The organism is candidate division WOR-3 bacterium, assembly GCA_039804025.1.
Classification (GTDB): Bacteria; Hydrothermota; Hydrothermia; order Hydrothermales; family JAJRUZ01; genus JBCNVI01.
In genome coordinates this window covers 78,082-100,174 of sequence record JBDRZP010000003.1, presented here as the reverse complement: position 1 = coordinate 100,174, position 22,093 = coordinate 78,082, and the positions used below count along the sequence as shown (strand labels likewise).

24 protein-coding genes are annotated in these 22,093 nt (G+C 29.4%); 22 read left to right on the top strand and 2 right to left on the bottom strand.

The window, feature by feature from the left end; genetic code table 11:
• The 6 genes from ABIN73_02270 to ABIN73_02245 all read left to right on the top strand — a co-directional run.
• A partial coding sequence (locus ABIN73_02270) for a hypothetical protein (protein MEO0268550.1) occupies positions 1 to 1,546 on the top strand: 1,546 nt, incomplete at its 5' end.
• Positions 1,547 to 1,779: 233 nt separating this feature from the next.
• Complete coding sequence (locus ABIN73_02265; protein MEO0268549.1) at positions 1,780 to 2,196, top strand: hypothetical protein; 417 nt, start codon at positions 1,780 to 1,782, stop codon at positions 2,194 to 2,196.
• 2 nt (positions 2,197 to 2,198) lie between these two features.
• On the top strand, positions 2,199 to 3,293 hold the full coding sequence (locus tag ABIN73_02260) for a M20/M25/M40 family metallo-hydrolase (GenBank protein MEO0268548.1): 1,095 nt from the start codon (positions 2,199 to 2,201) through the stop codon (positions 3,291 to 3,293).
• A complete protein-coding gene (locus tag ABIN73_02255; protein ID MEO0268547.1) occupies positions 3,290 to 4,126 on the top strand; it encodes a nitrilase-related carbon-nitrogen hydrolase in 837 nt (278 codons plus the stop codon). The genes ABIN73_02260 and ABIN73_02255 overlap by 4 nt, the downstream gene beginning before the upstream one ends.
• On the top strand, positions 4,113 to 4,955 hold the full coding sequence (locus tag ABIN73_02250) for an NAD+ synthase (protein ID MEO0268546.1): 843 nt from the start codon (positions 4,113 to 4,115) through the stop codon (positions 4,953 to 4,955). Before ABIN73_02255 ends, ABIN73_02250 begins: the two co-directional genes overlap by 14 nt.
• On the top strand, positions 4,942 to 6,063 hold the full coding sequence (locus tag ABIN73_02245; protein ID MEO0268545.1) for a radical SAM protein: 1,122 nt from the start codon (positions 4,942 to 4,944) through the stop codon (positions 6,061 to 6,063). Before ABIN73_02250 ends, ABIN73_02245 begins: the two co-directional genes overlap by 14 nt.
• Here ABIN73_02245 and ABIN73_02240 read toward each other — a convergent pair.
• Positions 6,060 to 6,473 (bottom strand): CPBP family intramembrane glutamic endopeptidase, encoded by a 414-nt coding sequence (locus ABIN73_02240; protein MEO0268544.1) that lies wholly within the window; start codon positions 6,471 to 6,473, stop codon positions 6,060 to 6,062. The genes ABIN73_02245 and ABIN73_02240 overlap by 4 nt on opposite strands.
• 230 nt (positions 6,474 to 6,703) lie before the next feature.
• Here ABIN73_02240 and rpsP point away from each other — a divergent pair, with 230 nt between their 5' ends.
• From rpsP to lnt, 16 genes are all read left to right on the top strand, one after another.
• Positions 6,704 to 6,958, top strand: coding sequence for a 30S ribosomal protein S16 (gene rpsP, locus ABIN73_02235; protein MEO0268543.1), 255 nt, complete (start codon positions 6,704 to 6,706; stop codon positions 6,956 to 6,958).
• A gap of 56 nt (positions 6,959 to 7,014) precedes the next feature.
• Positions 7,015 to 7,287 carry a KH domain-containing protein gene (locus ABIN73_02230; protein ID MEO0268542.1) on the top strand — a complete coding sequence of 91 codons (273 nt, stop codon included), beginning with the start codon at positions 7,015 to 7,017 and terminating at the stop codon, positions 7,285 to 7,287.
• A gap of 5 nt (positions 7,288 to 7,292) precedes the next feature.
• Entirely contained in the window at positions 7,293 to 7,775 is a 483-nt protein-coding gene (locus tag ABIN73_02225) for a hypothetical protein (protein MEO0268541.1), read from the top strand.
• Between the two features lie 3 nt (positions 7,776 to 7,778).
• Positions 7,779 to 8,507, top strand: coding sequence for a tRNA (guanosine(37)-N1)-methyltransferase TrmD (trmD, locus tag ABIN73_02220; GenBank protein MEO0268540.1), 729 nt, complete (start codon positions 7,779 to 7,781; stop codon positions 8,505 to 8,507).
• Between the two features lie 62 nt (positions 8,508 to 8,569).
• Complete coding sequence (rplS, locus tag ABIN73_02215) at positions 8,570 to 8,944, top strand: 50S ribosomal protein L19 (GenBank protein ID MEO0268539.1); 375 nt, start codon at positions 8,570 to 8,572, stop codon at positions 8,942 to 8,944.
• Position 8,945: 1 nt separating this feature from the next.
• On the top strand, positions 8,946 to 9,566 hold the full coding sequence (locus ABIN73_02210) for a ribonuclease HII (GenBank protein MEO0268538.1): 621 nt from the start codon (positions 8,946 to 8,948) through the stop codon (positions 9,564 to 9,566).
• The gene (gene tpiA, locus ABIN73_02205; GenBank protein ID MEO0268537.1) at positions 9,563 to 10,318 is read left to right on the top strand and encodes a triose-phosphate isomerase; all 756 of its coding nucleotides are present in this window, start codon (positions 9,563 to 9,565) and stop codon (positions 10,316 to 10,318) included. Before ABIN73_02210 ends, tpiA begins: the two co-directional genes overlap by 4 nt.
• Complete coding sequence (gene secG, locus ABIN73_02200; GenBank protein ID MEO0268536.1) at positions 10,315 to 10,677, top strand: preprotein translocase subunit SecG; 363 nt, start codon at positions 10,315 to 10,317, stop codon at positions 10,675 to 10,677. The genes tpiA and secG overlap by 4 nt, the downstream gene beginning before the upstream one ends.
• Positions 10,678 to 10,714: 37 nt before the next feature.
• The gene (locus ABIN73_02195) at positions 10,715 to 11,026 is read left to right on the top strand and encodes an MTH1187 family thiamine-binding protein (GenBank protein ID MEO0268535.1); all 312 of its coding nucleotides are present in this window, start codon (positions 10,715 to 10,717) and stop codon (positions 11,024 to 11,026) included.
• 35 nt (positions 11,027 to 11,061) lie between these two features.
• Complete coding sequence (locus tag ABIN73_02190) at positions 11,062 to 12,255, top strand: pyridoxal phosphate-dependent aminotransferase (protein ID MEO0268534.1); 1,194 nt, start codon at positions 11,062 to 11,064, stop codon at positions 12,253 to 12,255.
• A complete protein-coding gene (locus tag ABIN73_02185; protein ID MEO0268533.1) occupies positions 12,256 to 13,404 on the top strand; it encodes a glycosyltransferase family 4 protein in 1,149 nt (382 codons plus the stop codon). It begins immediately after the preceding gene.
• Positions 13,394 to 14,659 carry an MFS transporter gene (locus ABIN73_02180; protein ID MEO0268532.1) on the top strand — a complete coding sequence of 422 codons (1,266 nt, stop codon included), beginning with the start codon at positions 13,394 to 13,396 and terminating at the stop codon, positions 14,657 to 14,659. Before ABIN73_02185 ends, ABIN73_02180 begins: the two co-directional genes overlap by 11 nt.
• Complete coding sequence (gene topA / locus ABIN73_02175) at positions 14,656 to 16,701, top strand: type I DNA topoisomerase (GenBank protein MEO0268531.1); 2,046 nt, start codon at positions 14,656 to 14,658, stop codon at positions 16,699 to 16,701. Before ABIN73_02180 ends, topA begins: the two co-directional genes overlap by 4 nt.
• Positions 16,702 to 16,717: 16 nt before the next feature.
• The gene (locus ABIN73_02170) at positions 16,718 to 18,715 is read left to right on the top strand and encodes a methyl-accepting chemotaxis protein (GenBank protein ID MEO0268530.1); all 1,998 of its coding nucleotides are present in this window, start codon (positions 16,718 to 16,720) and stop codon (positions 18,713 to 18,715) included.
• Positions 18,708 to 19,688, top strand: a complete 981-nt coding sequence (locus ABIN73_02165; protein ID MEO0268529.1) for a Gfo/Idh/MocA family oxidoreductase — start codon at positions 18,708 to 18,710, stop codon at positions 19,686 to 19,688. The genes ABIN73_02170 and ABIN73_02165 overlap by 8 nt, the downstream gene beginning before the upstream one ends.
• Positions 19,660 to 21,156 carry an apolipoprotein N-acyltransferase gene (gene lnt / locus ABIN73_02160; GenBank protein ID MEO0268528.1) on the top strand — a complete coding sequence of 499 codons (1,497 nt, stop codon included), beginning with the start codon at positions 19,660 to 19,662 and terminating at the stop codon, positions 21,154 to 21,156. Before ABIN73_02165 ends, lnt begins: the two co-directional genes overlap by 29 nt.
• Here the strand turns inward: lnt and ABIN73_02155 are convergent.
• Complete coding sequence (locus ABIN73_02155) at positions 21,089 to 22,075, bottom strand: glycosyltransferase family 9 protein (protein MEO0268527.1); 987 nt, start codon at positions 22,073 to 22,075, stop codon at positions 21,089 to 21,091. The genes lnt and ABIN73_02155 overlap by 68 nt on opposite strands.
• Positions 22,076 to 22,093: the final 18 nt, after the last annotated feature.

The window sequence follows — 22,093 nt, the reverse complement described above, 5'->3', positions numbered from 1 at the left end:
TGAAAGAATTTATTCAAAAGAAAAAAGAAATGATTTTATTCCCTATTTGATTAGTTCTCAAACTGGAATAAGGGATAGCATAAATTACAAAAATGAAAATGTTAGATTTAATCTTGGTTTATCTGGAAAAACAAGGATTTATCAGAATTTAGTTTTAGATTATGCATTAAATCCTGATTTTGCCCAAATTGAAACAGATATTCCTCAGATAGATATAAATACAACTTATGCACTATATTATCCTGAAAAAAGACCTTTATTTATGGAAGGTTCCCAGTATATCAATATGCCGATAAATTTATTTTACACAAGGATGATAAATAATCCACTTTATGCATTAAAATTAACAGGTGAAATTTCAATTTTTGACATTTATTTTCTTTCTTCTTATGATGAAAATACTCCATTTATTTTACCTTTTGAAGATGCAAGTTTTAGTTTTGGAAGTGATAAAAAAAGTTTTATAAATCTTTTAAGGGTTCGTTCTGATTTTTTAAATAAAGAATCATATATAGGATTTTTAATAGGGGATAGAGAGTTAAAAAGAGATAATTTTGATAATGGTTATGGAAGGATTTTTGGGTTAGATGCTGGAATAAAATTTTTTAAACATTTTTTAATAAATTATCAAGGAGGATATTCTATTATAAAAGAGCCTGAGGATACAAATTTATTCAGAGGGATAGGGATAAATTTTAAAGATTATACAGACAGGTTTGATGGTGAAAAGTTCTCTGGATATGCAAATAGATTAAGTTTTTCCTATTATATTAGAAATTTAAGTTTAGATTTATTTTACAAAGAAAATTCAGAGGGTTTTCGTTCTGATATTGGGTATATAGGGAGAAATAATTTTAAAAAGAGGGGGTTTGGGGTAACACCTATTTTTTATCCAAACAAATTTGGGGTGTCGCAATTTTCTTTTCATATAGATTATTCAAAAGAAACTAATTTTGAAGGGATATTTAAGGAAGAGTGGATAGGTGGCTTTTCAAATATCAATTTTTCTTTCGCTCAACTTTCTTTAGGAGCAAGTTATTCCCTTTCAAATACAAATACATTTAACTTTTATTTTCAACATTATTCAAGATTTAATGGCATTTATCATTATTCTTTCTGGTTAATGGCAAATCCTTATAAATTCCTGTATTTCAATGTAACTTATGCAGGAGGTAAAAGCATATTCTATCAATATGACACCCTAGCTTATCAAACTTCTATATTCGGCTCTTTGAGTTTAATTTTTACAAAACTAACTTTAAATTTTTGGTTTAACAAAGCAATATATCATTTAGAAAAAGAAAATATTGAAGCCACAGTTTTCAGCCATACCTTGCAATACAGTTTTACAGATAAAATTTCTTCAAGAGTAATGATTACTTATTATAAAAAACAAGTTGGCATTTATCCTTTATTTTCTTACGAATTAACTCCCTTTACAGTTTTTTATCTTGGAGCAAATATAAATACAATGAAATATCCTGATAAAATGGAGGGTAAAGATCATCAAGTATTTTTAAAGTTTCAGTATGTTTTTAAAATTTAAATAAATATTCCAAATTTCAAAAATTTATGCAAATTTAATTAAGTGGATATTTATATTCTGGGTAGGACAAATAGGTGTTATAACTGTCATACTTTTTATTTTTTTAAAATTTGTAAGATAAATTTTTACCCTGAAAAATTGGTTCTATCCCGAACACAGGGATAAATTCAAAAGGAGTTAAAATGAATTAAAAACTTGATTTTTTTATTACTTTTAATTAAAATTTTTAAACAATGAAAAAAATTTTTCTCTTAATTTTCATCTTTTTCTATTTCTGTGAAAGGAAAGTTGAAACAATAAGAGAAATTGTTTTTCCTGAAGGGCCATTTATAGTTGAAAGTGTTTTATGCACTAAGGTTGTTGATGGAAATCCCTACGGTATTACAAATCAATTTTTTATCGGTGATACAGTAAACTTATGGATTTACTGGATGGGAATGAAAGGTAAGCATAAAATAAGTTGTTTCTGGGTCAAGCCTGATGGACAGGATTTTGCCCGTGATTCCATTCTTGTTGATTCTGATTCTACAAAACTTATTACTGTATTTTCTGTGGTTACAAGGAGTTATGACCCTATAGGGGAGTGGTCCTGTGAAATTTACCTTGATAAAAAATTTCAGAGGAGCTTATTATTTTATCTTTCTCAATAAATTTGGAAAGTTTAAAAAATATACTTTTTGATTTGATAAGGATACCTTCAGAAAGTAACAATTTAAAGGCTCTTAAAGAAATAGTCGATTATGTTGAAAATATTTTCAAGTATAAACCCATTTTTATAGAGAGAATTGAGGTTAATAATAAACCTTCAATTTATTTATCTTTTGAGAAAAATTATAATCCTTCAGTTTTATTTTCAGGTCATCTTGATGTTGTTCCCCCTGATTCTCCAGAACAGTTTGTCCCTTATGAAAAGGATGGAAAAATTTATGGAAGGGGTTCTTTTGATATGAAAGGTTCCTGTGCTTCAATGATTGTTCTTTTACTTGAACTTATTGAGAAAAAAATTAAAAAAAATATTGCTTTTCTTTTTACAACAGATGAAGAGGTTGGTTCAAAGGATGGTGTTGAATACTGGGTGAAAAATAAAAATTTACTTCCAGATTTTGCAATAATCCCTGATGGTGGTTTTAATTTCAAGATAATGAATGAGGGTAAGGGGGTATTGCATGTTAAATTTAAGGCATTTGGAAAATCAGCTCATGGTTCAACACCATGGGAAGGAGAAAATGCTGCTGATAAATTAATCAATCTATATAAAGAGTATAAACTCTGGGTTGATTCTGAAAAAGGTCCACCTGAGGAACCAACCTGGAAAATTACCCTATCCCTTGGAAAGTTTAATGCAGGAAAAGCAGTTAATATTGTTCCAAGTGAGGCAGAAATGGAGCTTGATTTCAGATTTCCTCCACCCTGGAGGGCAAAGGATTTTGAGAATAAATTAAAAGAATTTTTGAAGGATAAAAAGGGTATAGAAATGGAAGTTAAAAGTTATGGAGAGCCTGTTTATACTGATAGGGAAAATCCTTACTTAAAAAAATTTGCAGAATCTGTTAAGAAAATAAAGGGAAAGGTGGAATATGGAAGGATATATGGTGCTACTGATGGAAGATTTTTTGCAGAAAAAGGGGTTCCGGTTCTTATGATTTATGGAATTGGTGATGGAATACATGGAAGAGATGAATGGGTTGATTTAAAATCCCTTTATGATTTAAAGGAAATATTTTTGGACTTTTTAAATAGAATATGAAGAAAGTAAAAGTTTTTCTTGCTCAACTTTCAACTCAACTTGGTGATGTTAAGGGAAATGAGGAAAAGATTTTGAAGGCAATAGAAATGGCGAAAAAGGAAAAGGCATATATTTTTGTTACTCCAGAACTTTCAACTCTCGGTTACGGAAGCGGTGATATATACCTTGATAAGGTGGATGAAAATTTAATTTCCCTTGATAGAATAAGGAAAGAAGTTGATGATTTTTATGCAATAATAGGTTATGTTGAAAAGGATAGTTACGGTTTCTTTTACAACTCAGCTTGTTTGATACATGATAAAAAAATTATAGGAAATTACAGAAAGGTTCAACTTGTGAATTACAGATTGTTTGATGAAAAAAGATACTTTAAAAGAGGAACAAAATTAGATGTATTTAATATAGGGGGGATAAAGATAGGGATTCTTATATGTGAGGATGTTTGGTTTCCTGAGCCTTCAAGAGCAATGGCTTTAAGGGGAGCTGATTTACTCATTGTTCTTGGGGCTTCACCCTATGAAAGATTTAAAAAGGAAATATGGGAAGATTTTTTAGTTCAAAGGGCAAGGGATAATATAATTCCCCTTGTATTCTGCAATCAGGCAGGATGTCAGGATGGAGTTACATATCTTGGATATTCAATGTATGTTTCAGCATCTGGAAATATTTTAAAAACAGGAAAATTACTTGAAGAGGATTATGTTATAGCCATAGTTGATCTTGAAGAAGCAAAAAGGTTGAGAAGGAGAGATACAAGGTTGAGGGAATTAAGAAAGGATATTCTTGAGGAATTGTTAAAAGCGTACGAGGAGATGGAAAATGGTGGAAGTTAAATTTAAGGAGGAAGAGTTAGAACTTGTAAAGAAAGCAATTGTAAATTCAATAAGGGAAAGGGTTAAAAAATTTAATTTTAAAGGTGCTGTTATAAATCTTTCAGGTGGTGTTGATTCTTCTCTTGTTTTAAAATTGGTAAGTCTTGCTATTGGGAATAAAAAGACCTATGCCCTTATATTGCCTGAGGAAGGTATTACTCCAAAAGAAGATGTTGAAGATGCTTTAAAACTCTGTAAGGAACTTAAAGTTAATTATGAAATTATACCTATAAATAAGCCTCTTTCAGCCTTTAAGGAGACTTTAAAGGATATAAAAGGGGATATAGATTGGGGTTTAACAAATTTAAAACCAAGAGTCAGAATGATCTATGCTTATTTTTATGCAAATGCAAAAAAATTGCTTGTGGTAGGGACTTCAAATAAAACTGAGCTTCTTTTAGGTTATGGAACAAAGTATGGAGATCTTGGTGCTGATATTTACCCTATAGGAGACCTTTATAAAACCCAGGTCTGGCAACTTGCTGAATATATAAGTATTCCAACTGATATTGTTAAAAAAACGCCCTCTGCAGGCCTCTGGAAAGGTCAAACTGATGAGGAAGAGCTTGGTTTTACATATTATCAGATAGATAGAGTTTTATACTGTCTTGTTGATCTTGAGTTATCTGTTAGAGAAACATCTGAACTTTTAAATATTAGTGAAAATGCTGTAATGGATTTATATGAAAGGATAGTTAAAAATGAGCATAAAAGGAGACCGCCAACAATAACAAAAATTTCAAGAATGTGTCTTGATAAGGATTGGCGTTATCCTGTTGAGAGATTTTAAATTAGTGGAAAGTTTTCCAGGGCTTAATATTAAAAAAGAGGGTATAGTATTAACAGGAAGTGATAAGAGTCTTTTTTTTATTGATAAAGAGGGAAGAATTCTTTATGTTTTTTTAGAAGATAAGGGTTATAGGATTGGACTTTCAGGTGAGATTATAGAGAAAAAGAGAAAAAATGGAGAAAAAGTAATAAATAGATTTAAATCTTTAAGGTTTTTAAAAAAAATTTATGAAAGGGCAGAAAATATTCTTGAAGATGAATTTTTTAAAGAAAACAGAGATTTTTTAAAGGATTTTTTGAAAAAGGGTTATGAAAATTTTAAAAGCACAATAAATAGTTTTAAAGAAGTTTATGGAAAGGTTCCAATAGTTCCACCTGATATGTATTTATCTCTTTATATTCAAGTAACAAGGGGTTGTTCTTATAATAAATGCACTTTCTGTAATTTCTATAAAGGAGAAAAATTTAGAATTTTGAGCAAGGAGGAATTAATTTTACATATTAATAAGGTAAAAAAATTTTTTGGTAAAGGTATAAAAACAAGAAAAAACATTTTTCTTGGTGATGCTGATGCTCTTTTATTGACAGAGGATAGGATTTTTGAGTATGTTAAATTAATAAAGGATAGTTTTAAGGAGGAAAGTTTGAGTAAAATTTCTTCTTTTTTAGATGTTTGGACAGGAAAGAAAAAAAATTTAAGCTTCTGGCAAACTTTAAAGGAATTTTCCCTTTTCAGGGTATATATAGGTCTTGAATCAGGAAGTGAAAATTTATTAAAGAGACTTAATAAACCCTTTAATCCTGAGGAGTTTATTTTTTTAGTGGAAAATTTGAAAAAGGCGGGTATTTCAGTGGGTGTAATTATTCTTCTTGGTATAGCGGGTGATTTAGAGGAAGAGCATAAATCAAAAACTTATGATTTATTAAAAAATTTAAGTCTTGATAAAAGTGACATTTTATATCTTTCTCCTTATTATCCCTTTAAGGGTTTGTACCCTGAGAAAGCTAGTTATGAGGAAATAAAAAGGGAGATAGATTTTTTTAAATTACTTTTCTCTGAGAAAAAAATCAGGGTTTCAGTTTATGATATCAGGGAATTTGTTTATTAAATTTTATTTACCTCTAAAAACCTTATAAGATCAAGGGTAAAGGCACAGGAAAAGTGGAGTAGTGTTGGGGTAAAAATGGATTTATCTTTATAGGCAATATATCCAAGAACTAATCCGGCAATGAAGGAACCGTATATTTCAGGGACAGGTTTTCCAAAATGGACGAGAACATAAGGAAAATTACTTATTAATATTGATTTTATTCCAAAAAATCTTGAAAGCCCGATAACAAGAACACCTCTAAAGAAAACTTCAGTTGATAAATATGTGAAAAAATTTATAATTTCATAAATTGTAAAAATTCTTAAAGATAAAAGTGCTTTTTTATATTCTGGATAATATTTTTTAAAATCAGGTCTTTCAGATGCATAGATTAAAAGGGGAAGCATTAAAAGGTAACCTAAAACCATAATCAGAGAATTTTGTTTTAAAAATTAAAATTAGGAGAAAGGGAAAAAGAAAATCAGGAAGATAGATTAGAATTTCTTTCAAGAAATAGGATTTAGCCATAAGATTGTTGATGAACTCAAAGGAAATACCCATATACCGGGTAAATGTTAAAATAAGAGGGGCAAAAATAAGTATAAATACATCTTCCATAGGACTTGAAAAATAAAATTAAATCTCTTATAATTATTACATGCTGAAAATAAGACTTGCAAGATTTGGTAAAAATAAAGAACCCAGGTACCGAATTGTGGTTATGGATTCAAGAAATAAAAGGGAAGGAAGGGTTATTGATATAATTGGACATTATGACCCGAAAAGAGATTCTGATTTCAAGATTGATTTACAAAAAATTGAGGAATGGACTTCTAAAGGTGCTAAAATGACTGAAAGGGTTATTTCCCTTGTTAAGAGAGCAAAAAGAGAATCCCCCGCGTCTTCAAACTGAAAAATTAAACTTGTGGGTTCAAGTCCCTCAAATGCCTAAACCTGTGGAGGTAAAAAATGAAAGGAGAACAGGTTGAACTCAAAGACCTAATAGAATATATCGTAAAACATCTTGTGGATGAACCTAATGCTGTAGAGGTTAAAGAGGTTTCAGGAGAAAGAGCTGTTATATATGAACTCAGAGTTAGACCCACAGATGTGGGAAAGATAATTGGAAAGGGTGGTAGAACTGCCCAGGCTCTAAGAACCCTTGTTAGTGCTGTTGGAGCTAAAAAGGGTAAAAGAGCTCTTCTTGACATTATAGAACCTGGTTCAAGTGGTAGTTTTTAATTTGAGTGCAAAATTTTTATATCTTAAAAATTCTAAAGAGTTATGGAAAAGAAGGAAGAGTTTTAGCGAAACTTCTTATAGATAATGAAAAAATTTTGCAAAGAGGTAAAAAGTTATTTTTCTATTATAAAGGTGAAGAAAGATTCTTCTTTTTAAAAGGGTTTGAAAGACGCGGGGGAAAATCTTATATAATAACTTTAAGTTCCATTGACTCAAAAGAAAAAGCTGATTCTTTAAAGGGAACTTATCTTTATATAAAAAAAAGAGAAAAAAGAGATGAAGAAAATATAACGGGTTACAGGGTTTATGATGTTAAAAGGGGGTACTTAGGTAAAATTGATTTTGTTGAAAAAACATTTTTTCTAAAAAGACTATATATTAAAACAGAAGAGGGCAAAGAAATTATTTTACCATGGGTAGAGGATTTTGTTAAAGGTATTGATAAAAAAAAGAAATTAATAAAAGTTAATGCAGAAAATTTAATTTAAAAAATGAATATCTATTGTATCACACTTTTCCCTGATTTTTTTGAAAAGATTAAAGAATTTGGTCCAATAAAAAGGGCAATAATATCGGGTTCGCTTTTACTTAAAGCAATTGATTTAAGAAAATTTGCAGAAGGTCCAAAGGAGGTAGACGATAGACCCTACGGTGGGGGAGGAGGAATGGTTATAAGGGTTGATGTTACTGTAAAGGCTTTGAAAAGTATAAAGGAAAATACTTATAAAATTCTACTTGATCCAAGAGGCAGGGTTCTGAATCAAAAAATAGTTCACGATTTATCAAAAAAAGAAAGTATAACAATTATATGTGGAAGATATAAGGGAATTGATGAAAGGATAAGAGATTATGTGGATGATGAAATTTCCATTGGTGATTATGTTATATCAGGAGGGGAACCAGCAGCATATGTTCTCATTGACGCAGTTTCAAGACTTTTACCCGGCTCAATGGGAGATAAGGATTCAAGAGAAGAAGATTCTTTTGAGAAGGGAATCCTTGGCTACCCTGTTTACACAAAGCCAAGAGAATTTGAAGGAAAAAAAGTTCCAGAAATTTTGATTTCAGGGAATCATGAAGAAGTAAGAAAGTATTTAAAAAAAGAAGCTCTTAAAGAAACACTTCTGAAGAGAAAAGACCTTATTGAAAAGGCAAATTTAGAGGAAGAGGATAAAATTCTCTTAAAAGAGATTGAAAAGGAATTAAAAGAAAAGGTATAATTAATTTTTCAAAGAGTTTATCCCAGGGAGTTCAATTCTCCTTTTAAAAATTTTTTTAAGAAATGGAGACTCTCATAAAAAAAGTTGAAGAGAAATTTATGAAAAAGGATATTCCTGATTTCAGGGCAGGTGATACTGTAAGGGTTCATGTTAAGATTACAGAATTAAAGGAAGATCCAAAAACAAAGAAGCTTATAGAGAAGACAAGAATTCAGCCTTTTGAAGGTATTGTTCTTGAAAGAAGAGGGAGTGGATTATCAGAAACTTTTACGGTTAGAAGAGTTACTCAGGGAATTGGTGTTGAAAGGACATTTCCTCTCCATTCACCTTTTATTGAAAAAATAGAAGTTGTTAGAAGGGGTAAGGTAAGAAAGGCGAAAATTTTCTGGATAAGGGAGAAAAAAGGTAAAAAGGCAAGAATTAAGGAGTTAAAGTAATTTGGAGAGTGTTTACAGGTTTTTAGATTATATTAATATAAAGGCAAAAAAACCAGTTGGAGTAGACGAAGCAGGAAGAGGTCCACTTGCAGGTCCGATAGTTGCTTGTGCCTTATATGTTCCAGAAGGAGAAAATATTTCTTTTGTAAGGGATTCAAAAATTTTAACTTATGAGAAAAGAAGAGAGTTTTTAGAAAGGTTATTAGAAAAAAATATTAAATTTGGTTTAGGATTTGTTTTTCCAGAAGAGATTGATAGGATTGGTATTCAGGAAGCAAATTATCTTGCTATGAAAAGAGCGATAAGAAATTTAAGAATAAAGCCTGACCTTGTTCTTGTTGATGGATTTAAAATAAGGTCTTTAAAAAAGAGACAGGTGGTAGTTATAAAAGGTGATAAAAGAATTGATGTAATAGCAGGAGCAAGTATAATAGCAAAGGTAACAAGGGATATGTGGATGGAGGCTATGCATGAAATTTTTCCTGATTATAGATTTGATATAAATAAAGGATATTATTCTGATTTTCATGTTGAAATGATAAGGAAAAAGGGGATTTCTCCTTTACACAGGAAAACTTTTGAACCTGTTAAAACAATTTTAAAAGAAAGGGGGATTTTATGAAAAAATTTATATTTGGAAACTGGAAAATGAATATGTTAAAGGAAGATATTAAAAAGTGGAGAGAGGATTTTTTGAAGGAGTATAGTGATAAAAATGAAAAAATTGAAATAGCAGTTTTTGTTCCTTTTACTCACATAAGTTATGCAAAAAGGATTCTGTCAAAAATAAATGTTGAAGTTGGTGCTCAAAATGTGTATTTTGAGGAAAAGGGTGCTTTTACAGGTGAGATTTCTCCTTTACATCTTAAAGATTTAAAAGTAAAAAGAGTAATAATAGGGCATTCAGAAAGGAGAAAAATTTTTAAAGAAGATGATGATTTACTGGCAAAAAAATTAAAAAAGGCAATTGAATTTGGATTTAAACCCGTTTTCTGTGTTGGTGAAACTCTTGAAGAAAGAGAAAAAGGAGAAATAGAGAAAGTTCTTGAAAAACAGATAAGGGAAGGTTTTAAGCTTCTTCAAAAAGAAGAAATAAAAAAAATAATAATAGCCTATGAACCAGTTTGGGCAATAGGAACAGGAAGGGTAGCAACTCCTGATGAAGCACTTTTAGCTCATAAGTTTATAATTGAATTTATGGAAAAAAATTTTGGTGTAAAAGTTCCTGTATTATATGGAGGAAGTATAACCCCTGAGAATTTTGACCCTCTTATTTCAAAGGAAGAGATTTCAGGTGGTCTTGTTGGAGGAACCTCCTTGAAAGGAGATTTATTTGCAAAACTGATAAAAATTGCTTTAAATTATACTCTATGATAGGGCTTTTAATTTTTTTACATGTATTCTTTGTAATAATTTTAATTGCAGTTATTCTTGTTCAGCAGCCAAGGGGAAGGGGGCTTGGTGCTTTTTTTGGCGGAGGTGCTCAGGACCTTCTTGGTGTTAGGGGTACTCCAACTTTTTTCCAGAAATTGACCTGGGGACTTGCTGCTTTTATAGGGCTTCTTGCTATTTTAATTGCAATTTTCTCAAAATCCAGTTCACCTGAAAATAGAGCTCGTATTAGAGAAAGTCCTGGTATTTATAATATTATTCCATTATTTTCAGAAGAATCAAAAGGAGAAAGTTCACCTCTTCCCTTACAAGAAGAGAAGGGAAAGGAAGAGAAAAAATAATTTACTTTTAAAATCTTTTAAAAGTATAATCATAAATATGAAAAAAGTAATTGTTGCTGTTAGTATTACACCTATTGGCACAGGAAGCGCCTCAGTTTCAGAGTTTATAGCAGAAAGTTTGAAAGTTCTTGATAAATATCCTGATATAAAGTATGAGATAGATCCAATGTTTACAATTCTTTATGGTGATAAAGAAAAAATTTTTAAGGCTATAATTAAAATGCAGGAGGCTATGTTTAAAAAGGGAGCAATGAGAGTTTCAACGGTAATAAAGATTGATGAAAGGAGGGATAAAGAGCAGAGTCCTCTCGATAAGATTGAGTCCCTTAAAAAACATTTTAAAAAATAAATATGGTTCAAACCCAATTTTTTAAAATTTAAAAAATGAAAATATCAAAAAGAATTCAAGAGGCTCAATATTCTCCTATAAGAAAGTTTTATACCTTTGCTAATGAAGCAAAAAAGAAGGGTATAGAAGTTTTTCATCTTAACATTGGAGAACCTGATGTTAAACCACCTGAAACCTTTTTTAGAGCAATAAGGGAATTTAATAAAGAGATAATTGGATATGGACCCTCTGATGGTATTCCTGAACTCAAAGATGCCTGGTACAGATATTATTTAAGAAGAGGATATAAAATTGAACCAGAAGATGTCCTTGTAACAATAGCAGGCAGTGAAGCACTTATTTTTTCTTTTTTCAGCACTGCTGATGAAGGAGAAGAAATAATTGTATTTGAGCCCTTTTATACAAATTATAATACTTTTGCCAAAATTGCAGGTGTTAAACTTGTTCCAATTCCGACCTCTATAAAGAACAATTTCTTACTACCTCCTGAAAAGGAAATAGAGAAATATATTAATAAGAAAACAAGGGCTATTGTTTACGCAAATCCCAACAATCCAACTGGAAAAGTTTACTCTAAGGAGGAAATAGAGGTTTTAATCAGGTTAGCAAAAAAACACAATCTTTTTATAATAGCCGATGAAGTATACAGGGAATTTGTATATGGAGATTATAAACATTATTCAATTCTTGAATTTGAGGATATTTATGATTTAGCAATTGTGGCTGACTCAGTATCCAAAAGGTATTCTCTCTGTGGAGCAAGAATTGGTGCCATTGTTACACGAAATAAAAAATTAAGGGAAAATATTTTAAAACTAATGCAGGCAAGGCTTTCTCCTCCCCTTGTTGAACAGTATGCCTGTGCAGAAGTTATTAATAAGGAGGATAAATTTATAGAAGAATGTAGGAAAGAGTATGAAAAGAGAATAAAACTGGGAATGAAAATATTAATGAGTTCAAATTATATTTTTTCCTTTGAACCACACGGTGCCTTTTATACGATGGTTGATTTAAAGGATATTAACAGTGAAAAGTATACAGAGTTTTTATTAAGGGATTTTGAAATAGAAAGGAAAACTGTAATGGTGGCACCTGGAAATGGATTTTATGTTTCAAAAGGAAAAGGTGAAAATGAAGTAAGAATAGCTTTTGTTTTAAATTCAAATAAACTGAAAATTGCACTAAACATATTTTTAGAGGGAATTAAGAAATTTAAAGAAAAAAAATAAATGAAAAATTTAAAGATTCTATTTGCCTCTGATTTTTATTATCCTTATGTAGGAGGAATTTCCGAGCATATTTATCATTTAAAAAAAGAGTTAGAAAAAAGGGGTCACGATGTTTATGTTTTAACATGTGGTTATAGTAAAGATGATTTTCCTGATTACAAAGATGATGAGAAGACAATAAGGATAGGAAAATCAATTCCGATTCTTTTTAATAAATCCGTTGGCAGAGTTACTTTTTCAGCAAGAGGTGGAAAAAAAATAAAGGAAATAATTGAAAAAGGTAAATTTGATATTATTCATACTCATGGTCCCCTTGCCCCCATGATGCCCTATTATGCTTTAAAGTATTCCAATACTTTAAATTTTTCTACATTTCACGCTGCTCACGACCCTTCAAAACTTTATGAAATATTTAAAAGACATTTGATTAAAATTTTTGAAAAAATTCACGGGAAGATCGCAGTTTCTCCAGTTGCAAGAGACTCAATAAAGAGACATTTCGGAGGTGAATATAGGATTATCCCGAATGGAGTAGATGTTGAAAGATTCAGTCCTTCAAACAGAGGAAAAAGCATTTTACCGAAGGATAAAAAAATTGTTCTCTTTGTTGGAAGGTTTGAACAGAGAAAGGGTTTTAAATATTTAAGAAAAGCTTTTAAAAAGGTATTGAAAGAAGTGAAGGATGCTCATCTTGTGGCTGTTGGAACAGGTCCTCTTTTAAGAATTGAAAAAGAAAAAGCAAAATTTGAATTGAAGGATAATGTTACATTTCTTGGGAGAGTTTCCTTTGAAGATTTACCTAAAATTTACGCTAATTCACATGTTTTTTGTTCCCCTGCTATAGGTTACGAATCTCAGGGGATTGTTTTACTTGAAGCAATGGCATCATCTGTTCCTGTTGTAGCTTCAAATATAGAGGGGTATAGATTCGTTTTGGAAGATGGGAAAGAAGGTTTTCTTGTGGAGCCCAAGAATCCTGAGGATATTGCTGATAAGTTAATTTATCTTTTAAAAAATGAGGATTTAAGATTAAGTATGGGTAATAGGGGTAGAAAAAAGGCTATAGAAGAATTTTCATGGGATAAGATTGCTTCTGAAGTTGAGTCCTATTATTTTGAAATTAAGGAGAAAATAAAAATTGAAAGATAAGGGAATTACAAAAGTTTTTAAAAACAGGAATTTTCTTTTATATTCCCTTGCTCAAACAATTTCCCTTATAGGAGATAAACTTGACCATATGGCTTTAATAGCACTTGTTAGAGCTTACGCTTATGGACATTCGGTTGCCTTTTCACATCTTGCTTTCTTTTTTACCATTCCAGGTGTTATTTTCGGACCAATTGCAGGTATAATTGCTGACAGGATGAATAGAAAAAAAATACTTATTTTTGGTGATTTTGCAAGAGCTTTACTTGTTATTATGATACCTCTTCTCGTTTTATACTTCAGACATATATTCCCTATGTATTTTATAGTGTTTTTTGTTTTCCTTATTGGTGTTCTTTATAATGCAACAAAAATGGCTATAATACCAGGGCTTTTAAAATCAAGTGATGAAATTTTAGCAGCTAATTCAACTATAACTTTAGCTGGAAGACTTGCAACAGTTCTTGGACTTTTTTTTGGAGGACTTATTGTGGACTGGGAAATATGGAAAAATTTTGGTATTGAAGGATGGCAAGCGGGTTTTTATCTTGATGGAATCACTTTTTTCATTTCGGGCTTTTTTTTAATTTTTATTTTTATTCCTGACCACAGAACACATAAAAAAGAAGAACTTGCAAAATTAATAATTGAGGAGGAAAAAAATTATTTTCAAAAAACTGTTTCTGATTTAAAAGACGCCCTCTCATTGATAAAGAAAGATAAAAATGTATCCTTTGTTCTTTTTTCAATTTTATTTCTTGTATTTGTAGGTGCAAATGTATATGTTTTAATTGTTATTTTAGTTCAACAGTTTCTTGGATATGGAACGACTGGAGTGGGAAAACTTGGAGCTTTAACTGCTTTTGGAATGGCTTCAGGTGCTTTTATACTGGGTTTTCTTGGTGATAAATGGGACAGAAAAAATGTTATCATATATTCCTTTCTTATAATTTCAGCTTTACTTATAATTTTTCCCTTTTTTAAAAAATTTGCCTATATAGGTCTTTTCTCCTTTTTAGGTGGTCTTTTACTTTCACCTGTTATGATTTCTCAGGATACACTTTTACATGAAAATGTTCCCTCAGAATTCAGGGGAAGAATATTTGCAAGTAAGGAGTTAATTATAAATGGTATATTTCTTATTTTATCCTATATTTTTGGGATTCTTGCTGAATGGATTTATCCAGCCAAAATTATATTTTTTAACGGTTTAATTTTACTGTTTTTTACTGTATTTTTTCTTTTAAAAACAAAATGAAAAAGAAAAATATTCTTATAGTGGAATCTCCGTCAAAGGCAAAGACAATTGAAAAATATCTAAAAGGTGAATTTAAAGTTCTTGCCTCAAGGGGTCATGTTAAGGATTTACCAGAAAATAAGTTTGGCGTTGATATAAAAAAAGATTTTGAGCCAGAATTTGAAATAATAAAAAATAAGAAAAAGATTTTAGAAGAGTTAAAAAAAGAAGCAAAAGATGCTGAAAAAATTTTATTGGGCTTAGATCCTGATAGAGAAGGGGAGGCAATTGCTTTTCATATAAAGGAGATAATTAAAAGAAGTGATGCCAAAAGAGTGCTTTTTTACGAAATAACAGAAGAGGAAGTTAAAAAAGGAATAGAGAATCCTATTGAAATTGATATGAATAAAGTGGAATCACAATTTTCAAGAAGAATCCTTGATAGAATTGTAGGTTATAAGGTTTCTCCTTTACTTTGGAAATTGATAAAAAGGGGACTATCTGCAGGGAGAGTTCAGACTGTTGCTTTGAGATTATTGGTAGAAAGAGAAAGGGAAATAGAGAATTTTATTCCAGAAAAATATTTTAAGGTTGAGGTTATTTTTTTAAAAGATGGAGTAGAGTTTAAAGGTGAGATAAAAAAATATAAGGGGAAGGATGTAAGCAAAATAAAGGAAAGAGATCTTGCAGAAGAAATAAAAAATAAAGTTTTAAATTCTCTTATAAAGGTAGAAAATGTAGAAAGTAAAATTAGAGAAATAACTCCACCTGAACCTTTCAAAACAAGCACTTTACAGGAAAGTGCTTCTAAGACTCTTTCTTTTTCACCTGGCAAAACAATGCAGATAGCACAGAGATTATTTGAAGGACTTGAAACTCCTGAAGGAAGAATAGGGCTTATAACATATCACAGAACAGATTCTGTTAGAATAAGTGAGAAAGTAATACCTGAGATTAAAAAGAAGATAAAAGAAATTTTTGGTGAGGAATACGTTAGAAAAAAGGAAAGAGTATTTAAGGAAAAAGGGAAAATTCAAGGAGCACATGAGGGAATAAGACCTACAAAGTTAAACTTAAAACCAGAAGATCTTTTAAATTATTTAAATGAGGATGAACTTAAACTTTATGAAATTATATATTTAAGAACCCTTTCATCTTTTTCTGAAAATGCAAAAGTTGAGGATAAAAAAATAAAGTTTATAAATGGCGAAGTTGAAGGAGAAATAAAGGGTAAGAAGATAGTTTTTGATGGGTTTATGAAAATAATAGGAAAAGATTTTGAGGAAATCTATATTCCTCAGCTTTTAAAAGGGGAAACATTAAAAATAAAGGATGTAAATATTTTAGAGAAAGAAACAAATCCACCTGAAAGATATACAGAGGCTGAACTTATTAAGACTTTAGAAAAACTCGGAATTGGTAGACCTTCAACATATGCGCCGATAATTGAAATTCTCTATCAGAGAAATTATGTGGAAAAAAGAGGTAAAACTCTATTTCCTACTGAACTTGGTAAAAAAGTTTGTGATATACTTGTAAAAGAATTTCCTGAAATTTTTAATGTTGAATTTACTAAGAAAATGGAAGATTTGCTTGATGAAATTGAAGAAGGAAATTTAAAGAGGAGGGAATTTCTCAAAAATTTCTGGGAAGAATTTAGTAAAGTTCTATTTAAAGTAGAGGAAAATCTTTATGGTTTGAAAAAGGAATATCTTGAGGAATATCTTGAGGAGCGATGTCCTGAGTGTGGAGAAAGGCTTTTAGTAAAATGGGGTAAATATGGTAAATTTATTTCCTGTTCAAACTTTCCTGAATGTAAATATAAAAGGGACTATATTGAAAAGAAATTTTTGTGTCCTGAATGTAAAGAGGGTTATTTAGTTAAAAGAAAAAGCAAAAAAATTTTTTATGGTTGTTCCCGTTATCCAGAATGTAAATTTGTATCAACTTTTCCTCCTGTTGAAAAAAAGTGTCCCTATTGTTCTTTTGATTTTTCTTTTAAAATTTATAAAAATAAAAAGACTTTTTATAGATGTCCCTCTTGTGGAAAATTTTTTAAATGATAACTTAAAATAATTTATGGTTTTATTAAGTATTATTCATTTAATTTTAAGTTTATTTTTTTCTTTCTTGCATTACAGGTTATTAACATTTTCAGGAGAAAAGTTTTTTTCCCTTCCTTTTTTTGTTATAACTTTTCTTCTTATGTTTTTTTTTAGATTTTTCAGATTTCCAATAAGAAACTTTTATTTTTTTTCCTTTTGTCCAGTAATATCTGCTTTTTTTTCTTACCTATCACCCTTTTCAGGAGCTTTTGCTTCATTCTTTTCAGTATTTTTATTTGGATATTTCATTTTAAAGGATAGTATAGAGAGTGCCCTTTATGGTTCTTCTTCCTATCTATCAGGAGCATTATTTTTAAGTCTTATTAGATATCTAAATTTTTCGATTAATTTAAAATTGCTTATTTTTCTTATAATTACCTCTTTTTTATATCCTCTTTTTTTCTATTTTCCTCTAATATTAAATTCAAGATTTTCATTTAAGAAACATTTATATATTCTTTCAAGAGAGATTGTTTTTCTTTTCTTTTATACTTCTTTAATTTTCTTTATTTTTAATTTCTTAAGGGATAAGAACATTTATGGTTTTATTATACTTATTCCTGTTATTTTTATAAGTGTATTGATTCTCAGAGATTCTCTAAAACTTGATAGACTTTCTCTTTTACATAAAATAGAGGAAAGTCTTTCCGGTGTTTTTTCCCTTGAGAAAGCCTTTCAAAATGTTAAGAACATACTTCTTGATTATATTCCTTTTGATTACATGAAAGTTTTTGTTAAAGAGAATGAAAATTTTAAGTGTATTTTTTCTGATGATAAAGATTATGCTGGGGAGATTTTTTCTTTTAATCTCTTTAATGATTTATTAAAAAAGGAAAGAATTTATATTAAAAAAAAGGAAAAGGATTATAAATTTATTTCAAAAGATACTCTTTCCTTTTATGCGATATCTCTTTACAGGGATAATAAATTATCAGGTTTGATTATATTTGAATCTAAACTAGAAGATAATTTTTCTGAAGATGATAGAGAAAGGCTTTTAACTGTTTCTTATTTAGTGAGCAGAATAATTGGAAGTTATCTTTCAATTCAGGAATTACCCAATCTTTCTGAAACTATTATGGAGAGAACATCAAGAGTTATAGAAATGTTAAAGAATTTTGCTTCATATACGTCAAGATTTGGTCTTTCCCTTTCTCATGTTGAGGGTTCTTTTAGGGATATACAGGATAAAATAAGTAAAAATTTTGATATTCTTGAAAATATAGCTCGTGAATTTGAAAAAGGCTCTTCTGAACTTTCTTCTTTTGTTTCCTTCTTTAGAAGTAAAAGATCTTTAGTAGAGATGATGATTTATTCCTTGAAAATTGCTGAGGAAAGTTTTGAAAAGTTAATGGGTGAATTTAAAAAGTTAAAGGATAACATTTTTATGGTTGTATCTTTACTTGAAAAAATACAGGGTTTTGTTGAATTTATGAAAGATTATGCTTCTAAGACAAGACTTTTATCCCTTAATGCCTCTATTGAAGCAACAAGGATGGGTGAGGAAGCGAAGGGATTTTCCATAATAGCAGAAGAAATCGGAACACTTGCTCAATCAGTGGAAAATGTTATTGCAAAATTGACCCATGAATTTTCTTCTACAAGCGAAATACTTGAAAATACCAAAAACTTTATTGTTGAATATGAAAAATTAATTGAAAGTTATAAAGGAAAATTTATTGAATCTGGTGAAAAGGAAAAAGAACTTTTGATTAATACTCTTGATCTATTACCAAAAATTGAGAATTTACCTTTGTTTTTTGAAACTACTGTATTCAAGCTTACAGAAGTTATAAAGCTGATAGGTGAGGAATTACAGGAAACTGAAACCGGTAATCAGAAAATGAAAGAGATATTAGATGAACTCAAAGAAATTAATTATCTACTTGAAAAAATTGAGAATGGAATAAATGAATGTAAGCTTATCTCTGATAGAATGAAAATTCTTGAGGAAGAGATAAGAAGTGGTTGATAACAAAAGAATAAACATTGGAATAATAGGTGTTGGTCATATTTCCCAGATAGGGTATATTCCCTCAATTAAAAGATTAAGAGATAAAATAAAATTATATGCCTTATGTGATCTTGATGAAGCAAAGTTATATAAAGCAAAGGAAATATATGGTGCTGAAGCAATTTATACTGATTTTGAAGATTTACTTTCTGATAAAAATGTTGATGCTGTTATTATAACAACTCCAAATCATCTTCATTATCCAATTGCACTTGCTGCTCTTACTTATGGAAAACATATTCTCTGTGAATTACCTGTATCAATAAGACTGGAAGAGGCTTATGAGTTAAAAAAGAAAATTGTTGATACTCAAAGAATTTATATGCCTGCGATGAATTATTCTTTAAGGCCTGATATTTTAAAAATAAAGGAAATTGTTTTTGATAAAAAAGTTCTGGGTAATATCATTCATGTTAAATTTATAAGGAGAAGGAAAAGATTTGAATTCTCAGGTCCTCTATGGATGCAGGATCCAAATTCAGCTGGTTCAATTTTTCATTCAACTCTCATTCATATTTTTGAAATATATTATACATATTTTAAAACTGAACCCTTAAAGTTTTTAAAAGTTTTCAAAAAAAACGAGAATGGGATTGAATGGGAGGGGACCCTTTATTTAGAACTAAAAGATAATATCGGTGTTTTAATAGAAATTTTATGGGATCCTTTTATTGATAGTGATAAATTTCAGATTGAAATATACTGTGAAAAGGGAAATGCTTATCTTTCACCTTTTAAAATAGTTCAGAAACATTTTGGACAACTTATAGATATAACACCAAGAATAACAGAGGAAAAAAGTTTTTATAGACTTTCCTTTGATTTACTCCTTGAACATTTTGTTAACTCTATAACAGGAACTGAAACCCCTAAATTCAGAATCGATGAAGGAATCAGGATTCTTGAAATTATTGAAAAAATCAGAAGTTAAAAATATTTTTTTATTTATTTTATCCTTAATTTTGCTTTTATTTTCCTTTCCTCCTTTTTATTTTTTCCCTTTTGCTTTTTTCTCCTTTATTCCCCTTTTCATTTTATTAAAAAGGATTAAAAGAAGTTTTCTGACAGGCTTTTTATATGGCACTATTTTTTCTTTTTGCGAGTTGAACTGGATTTTTAACTTAACTCAGATTGAAAAGGAAGCAAGTTTTTGGATAACTCTTGGAACCTTTTTAATATTTTTAGCCCATGGAGTTTATTTTGGTGTCTTTACTTATTTTTTTAAAAAATTTTATAAAGAAAATTTTTCTTTTCTTTTAGTGCCCTTAATCTATACCCTTCTTGAAATAATCCGTTCGAAATCAGAGATAGGTTTTCCCTGGGTAGTTCTTTTTTTATCACAGAAAAATAATTTACCTTTAATTCAGATAATTGAAATTACAGGTCCATTTTTTATAACTTTCTTGATTGTTTTTTTTAATTTTTTAATTTTCACTTTAAAAAAATCATACTTAGCTTTTTCTATTTTTTTAATTCTTTTAATTCATATTTTCGGATTTTATCTTTTGAAAAAAGAAAATAGGGAATTTAGAAAAATTGATATAGCTATTTATCAACCTCACATACCTCTCAATTATTCTCAGAAAGAGGAATTTAAAATAGCAGAGAAAATATATGATTCTCTTTCTGTTAAAGGGGTTTTAATTTCTATATTCCCTGAATCTTCTATTCCTTCTTTTGCAAGATATGATACAAATGTATTGAAAATTGTAAGTAATTTTACAAAAAAGACTGAAAGTTATCTTATTTTTGGTAATGCTGATGCAATAAAAATTAAAGGAAAATACAGATTTTTTAATACTGCTTTTCTTGTAAATAAAAAAGGAGAGCTTATTGATTATTACCATAAAACCCATCTTACACCTTTTGGTGAGGCTTTACCCTATGATGAGATTTTTCCTGTTTTAAGAAAACTTGATTTCGGACAGGGAAATTATTCAAGGGGGAAAACTTTGAGGTTGTTTAGAATTGAAGACTTTTTAGTATTTGTTCCGATATGTTTTGAATCAATTTTTACAGAAATTTCAAGGGAAGCTGTTAAGAAAGGTGCTAATTTACTTGTCAATATAACAAGTGATGGTTGGTTTGGAAAATCGCTTGGTCCGAAAGTTCATAAGGACCTTGCAATCTTCAGGGCAATAGAAACAAGAAGGTATCTTGTAAGGTCAGCAAGAAGCGGGATAAGTTGTGTTATTGATGAAAAGGGAAGAATTCTAAAGGAACTTCCGCTCTTTAAAAGGGGTGTTATAAAAAGTGAAGTTAAAATTTTTACTCATAAGACTTTTTATGTTAAATATGGTTATTTAATTGATGTTCTATATTTTGTTTTATTTATTTTTTTAATAATTCTAAGGAGATTTCAAAAATTTTTTCAGGTTCAAAAAGACTTAAACATTTAAAATCTTTTCTTTTACAGTAATTTAAATTTTTTATTTCACAGGGATGACATTCAATAGGAGGTGTTATAAACTTATGATTTTCAAAATCAGGTGGTGTCCAGTTTAAGGGATTTGTATGTGTAAAAAGTGTTAAGGTTTTAGTTTTCTGTGATACTGCTATATGTTTAGGACCTGTATCAGGACCTATATAAAGTTTTGAGTGCTTTAATATAAAAATGAGTTCCCTTAAATTTGGTGAAAATATAAATTCTGGTTCTATTTTACATAATTTTTTAATTTCTAAAAATTTATTTTCTCCCATTCTATCAAATATAAAAAAAACATTAAATCCTTTCTCTTTAAATCTATCATTTAAAAAGGAAAAAATGTAGGAGGGAAAATCTCTTACCTTGCCTCTTGCGTAAGGGAAAATGGTGATATAATCTTTTTTTAATAAGTCTTTGAATTTCTTTTTAAAAACTTCCTCTTCCTCCTTATAAAGATAGGTTTCTGGCAATGGATTTTCAGGCTCGTTTTCTATATTTAAAAGTTTTAAAAGTTTTAATCTATGTTTAACTGTATAAGTAGGTGAGGGATCAAAGGGTATTTTCAAATTTAAAAAAGGTATTTTCTTTTTAAAGCCCATTCTATATTTTGGTCTTAAAAGAGCAAAAAGAATAATTGTCATAGAATTTCCCATCATATCAATAAAGAGGTCACATTTTTTAAAGGAAAGTTCTAAAAGATTTTTTTTAGGAAGGATTTCATCTATATAAGGGTTTGCTATGAGTACATCTTTATTTGAAGGTGATGTTAAGACTTTTAAATTTACATTTTTAAAATTTTCTTTTATTATTCTAAAAAGAGGTGTGTCAAGAATAAGGTCTCCAAGTCCTTTCCATCTGAAAAAGATAATGTTTTCAAAATATATATTTGTCATTAAGATTTTTATTTTATA

Excerpts from the sequence above, each read along its gene's own strand:
- ABIN73_02265 (MEO0268549.1), top strand. The coding sequence starts at position 1,780 with ATGAAAAAAATTTTTCTCTTAATTTTCATCTTTTTCTATTTCTGTGAA.
- ABIN73_02255 (MEO0268547.1), top strand. The coding sequence starts at position 3,290 with ATGAAGAAAGTAAAAGTTTTTCTTGCTCAACTTTCAACTCAACTTGGT.
- ABIN73_02250 (MEO0268546.1), top strand. The coding sequence starts at position 4,113 with ATGGTGGAAGTTAAATTTAAGGAGGAAGAGTTAGAACTTGTAAAGAAA.
- ABIN73_02240 (MEO0268544.1), bottom strand. The coding sequence starts at position 6,473 with ATGGTTTTAGGTTACCTTTTAATGCTTCCCCTTTTAATCTATGCATCT.
- rpsP (MEO0268543.1), top strand. The coding sequence starts at position 6,704 with ATGCTGAAAATAAGACTTGCAAGATTTGGTAAAAATAAAGAACCCAGG.
- ABIN73_02230 (MEO0268542.1), top strand. The coding sequence starts at position 7,015 with ATGAAAGGAGAACAGGTTGAACTCAAAGACCTAATAGAATATATCGTA.
- trmD (MEO0268540.1), top strand. The coding sequence starts at position 7,779 with ATGAATATCTATTGTATCACACTTTTCCCTGATTTTTTTGAAAAGATT.
- rplS (MEO0268539.1), top strand. The coding sequence starts at position 8,570 with ATGGAGACTCTCATAAAAAAAGTTGAAGAGAAATTTATGAAAAAGGAT.
- tpiA (MEO0268537.1), top strand. The coding sequence starts at position 9,563 with ATGAAAAAATTTATATTTGGAAACTGGAAAATGAATATGTTAAAGGAA.
- secG (MEO0268536.1), top strand. The coding sequence starts at position 10,315 with ATGATAGGGCTTTTAATTTTTTTACATGTATTCTTTGTAATAATTTTA.
- ABIN73_02195 (MEO0268535.1), top strand. The coding sequence starts at position 10,715 with ATGAAAAAAGTAATTGTTGCTGTTAGTATTACACCTATTGGCACAGGA.
- ABIN73_02190 (MEO0268534.1), top strand. The coding sequence starts at position 11,062 with ATGAAAATATCAAAAAGAATTCAAGAGGCTCAATATTCTCCTATAAGA.
- ABIN73_02185 (MEO0268533.1), top strand. The coding sequence starts at position 12,256 with ATGAAAAATTTAAAGATTCTATTTGCCTCTGATTTTTATTATCCTTAT.
- topA (MEO0268531.1), top strand. The coding sequence starts at position 14,656 with ATGAAAAAGAAAAATATTCTTATAGTGGAATCTCCGTCAAAGGCAAAG.
- ABIN73_02170 (MEO0268530.1), top strand. The coding sequence starts at position 16,718 with ATGGTTTTATTAAGTATTATTCATTTAATTTTAAGTTTATTTTTTTCT.
- ABIN73_02155 (MEO0268527.1), bottom strand. The coding sequence starts at position 22,075 with ATGACAAATATATATTTTGAAAACATTATCTTTTTCAGATGGAAAGGA.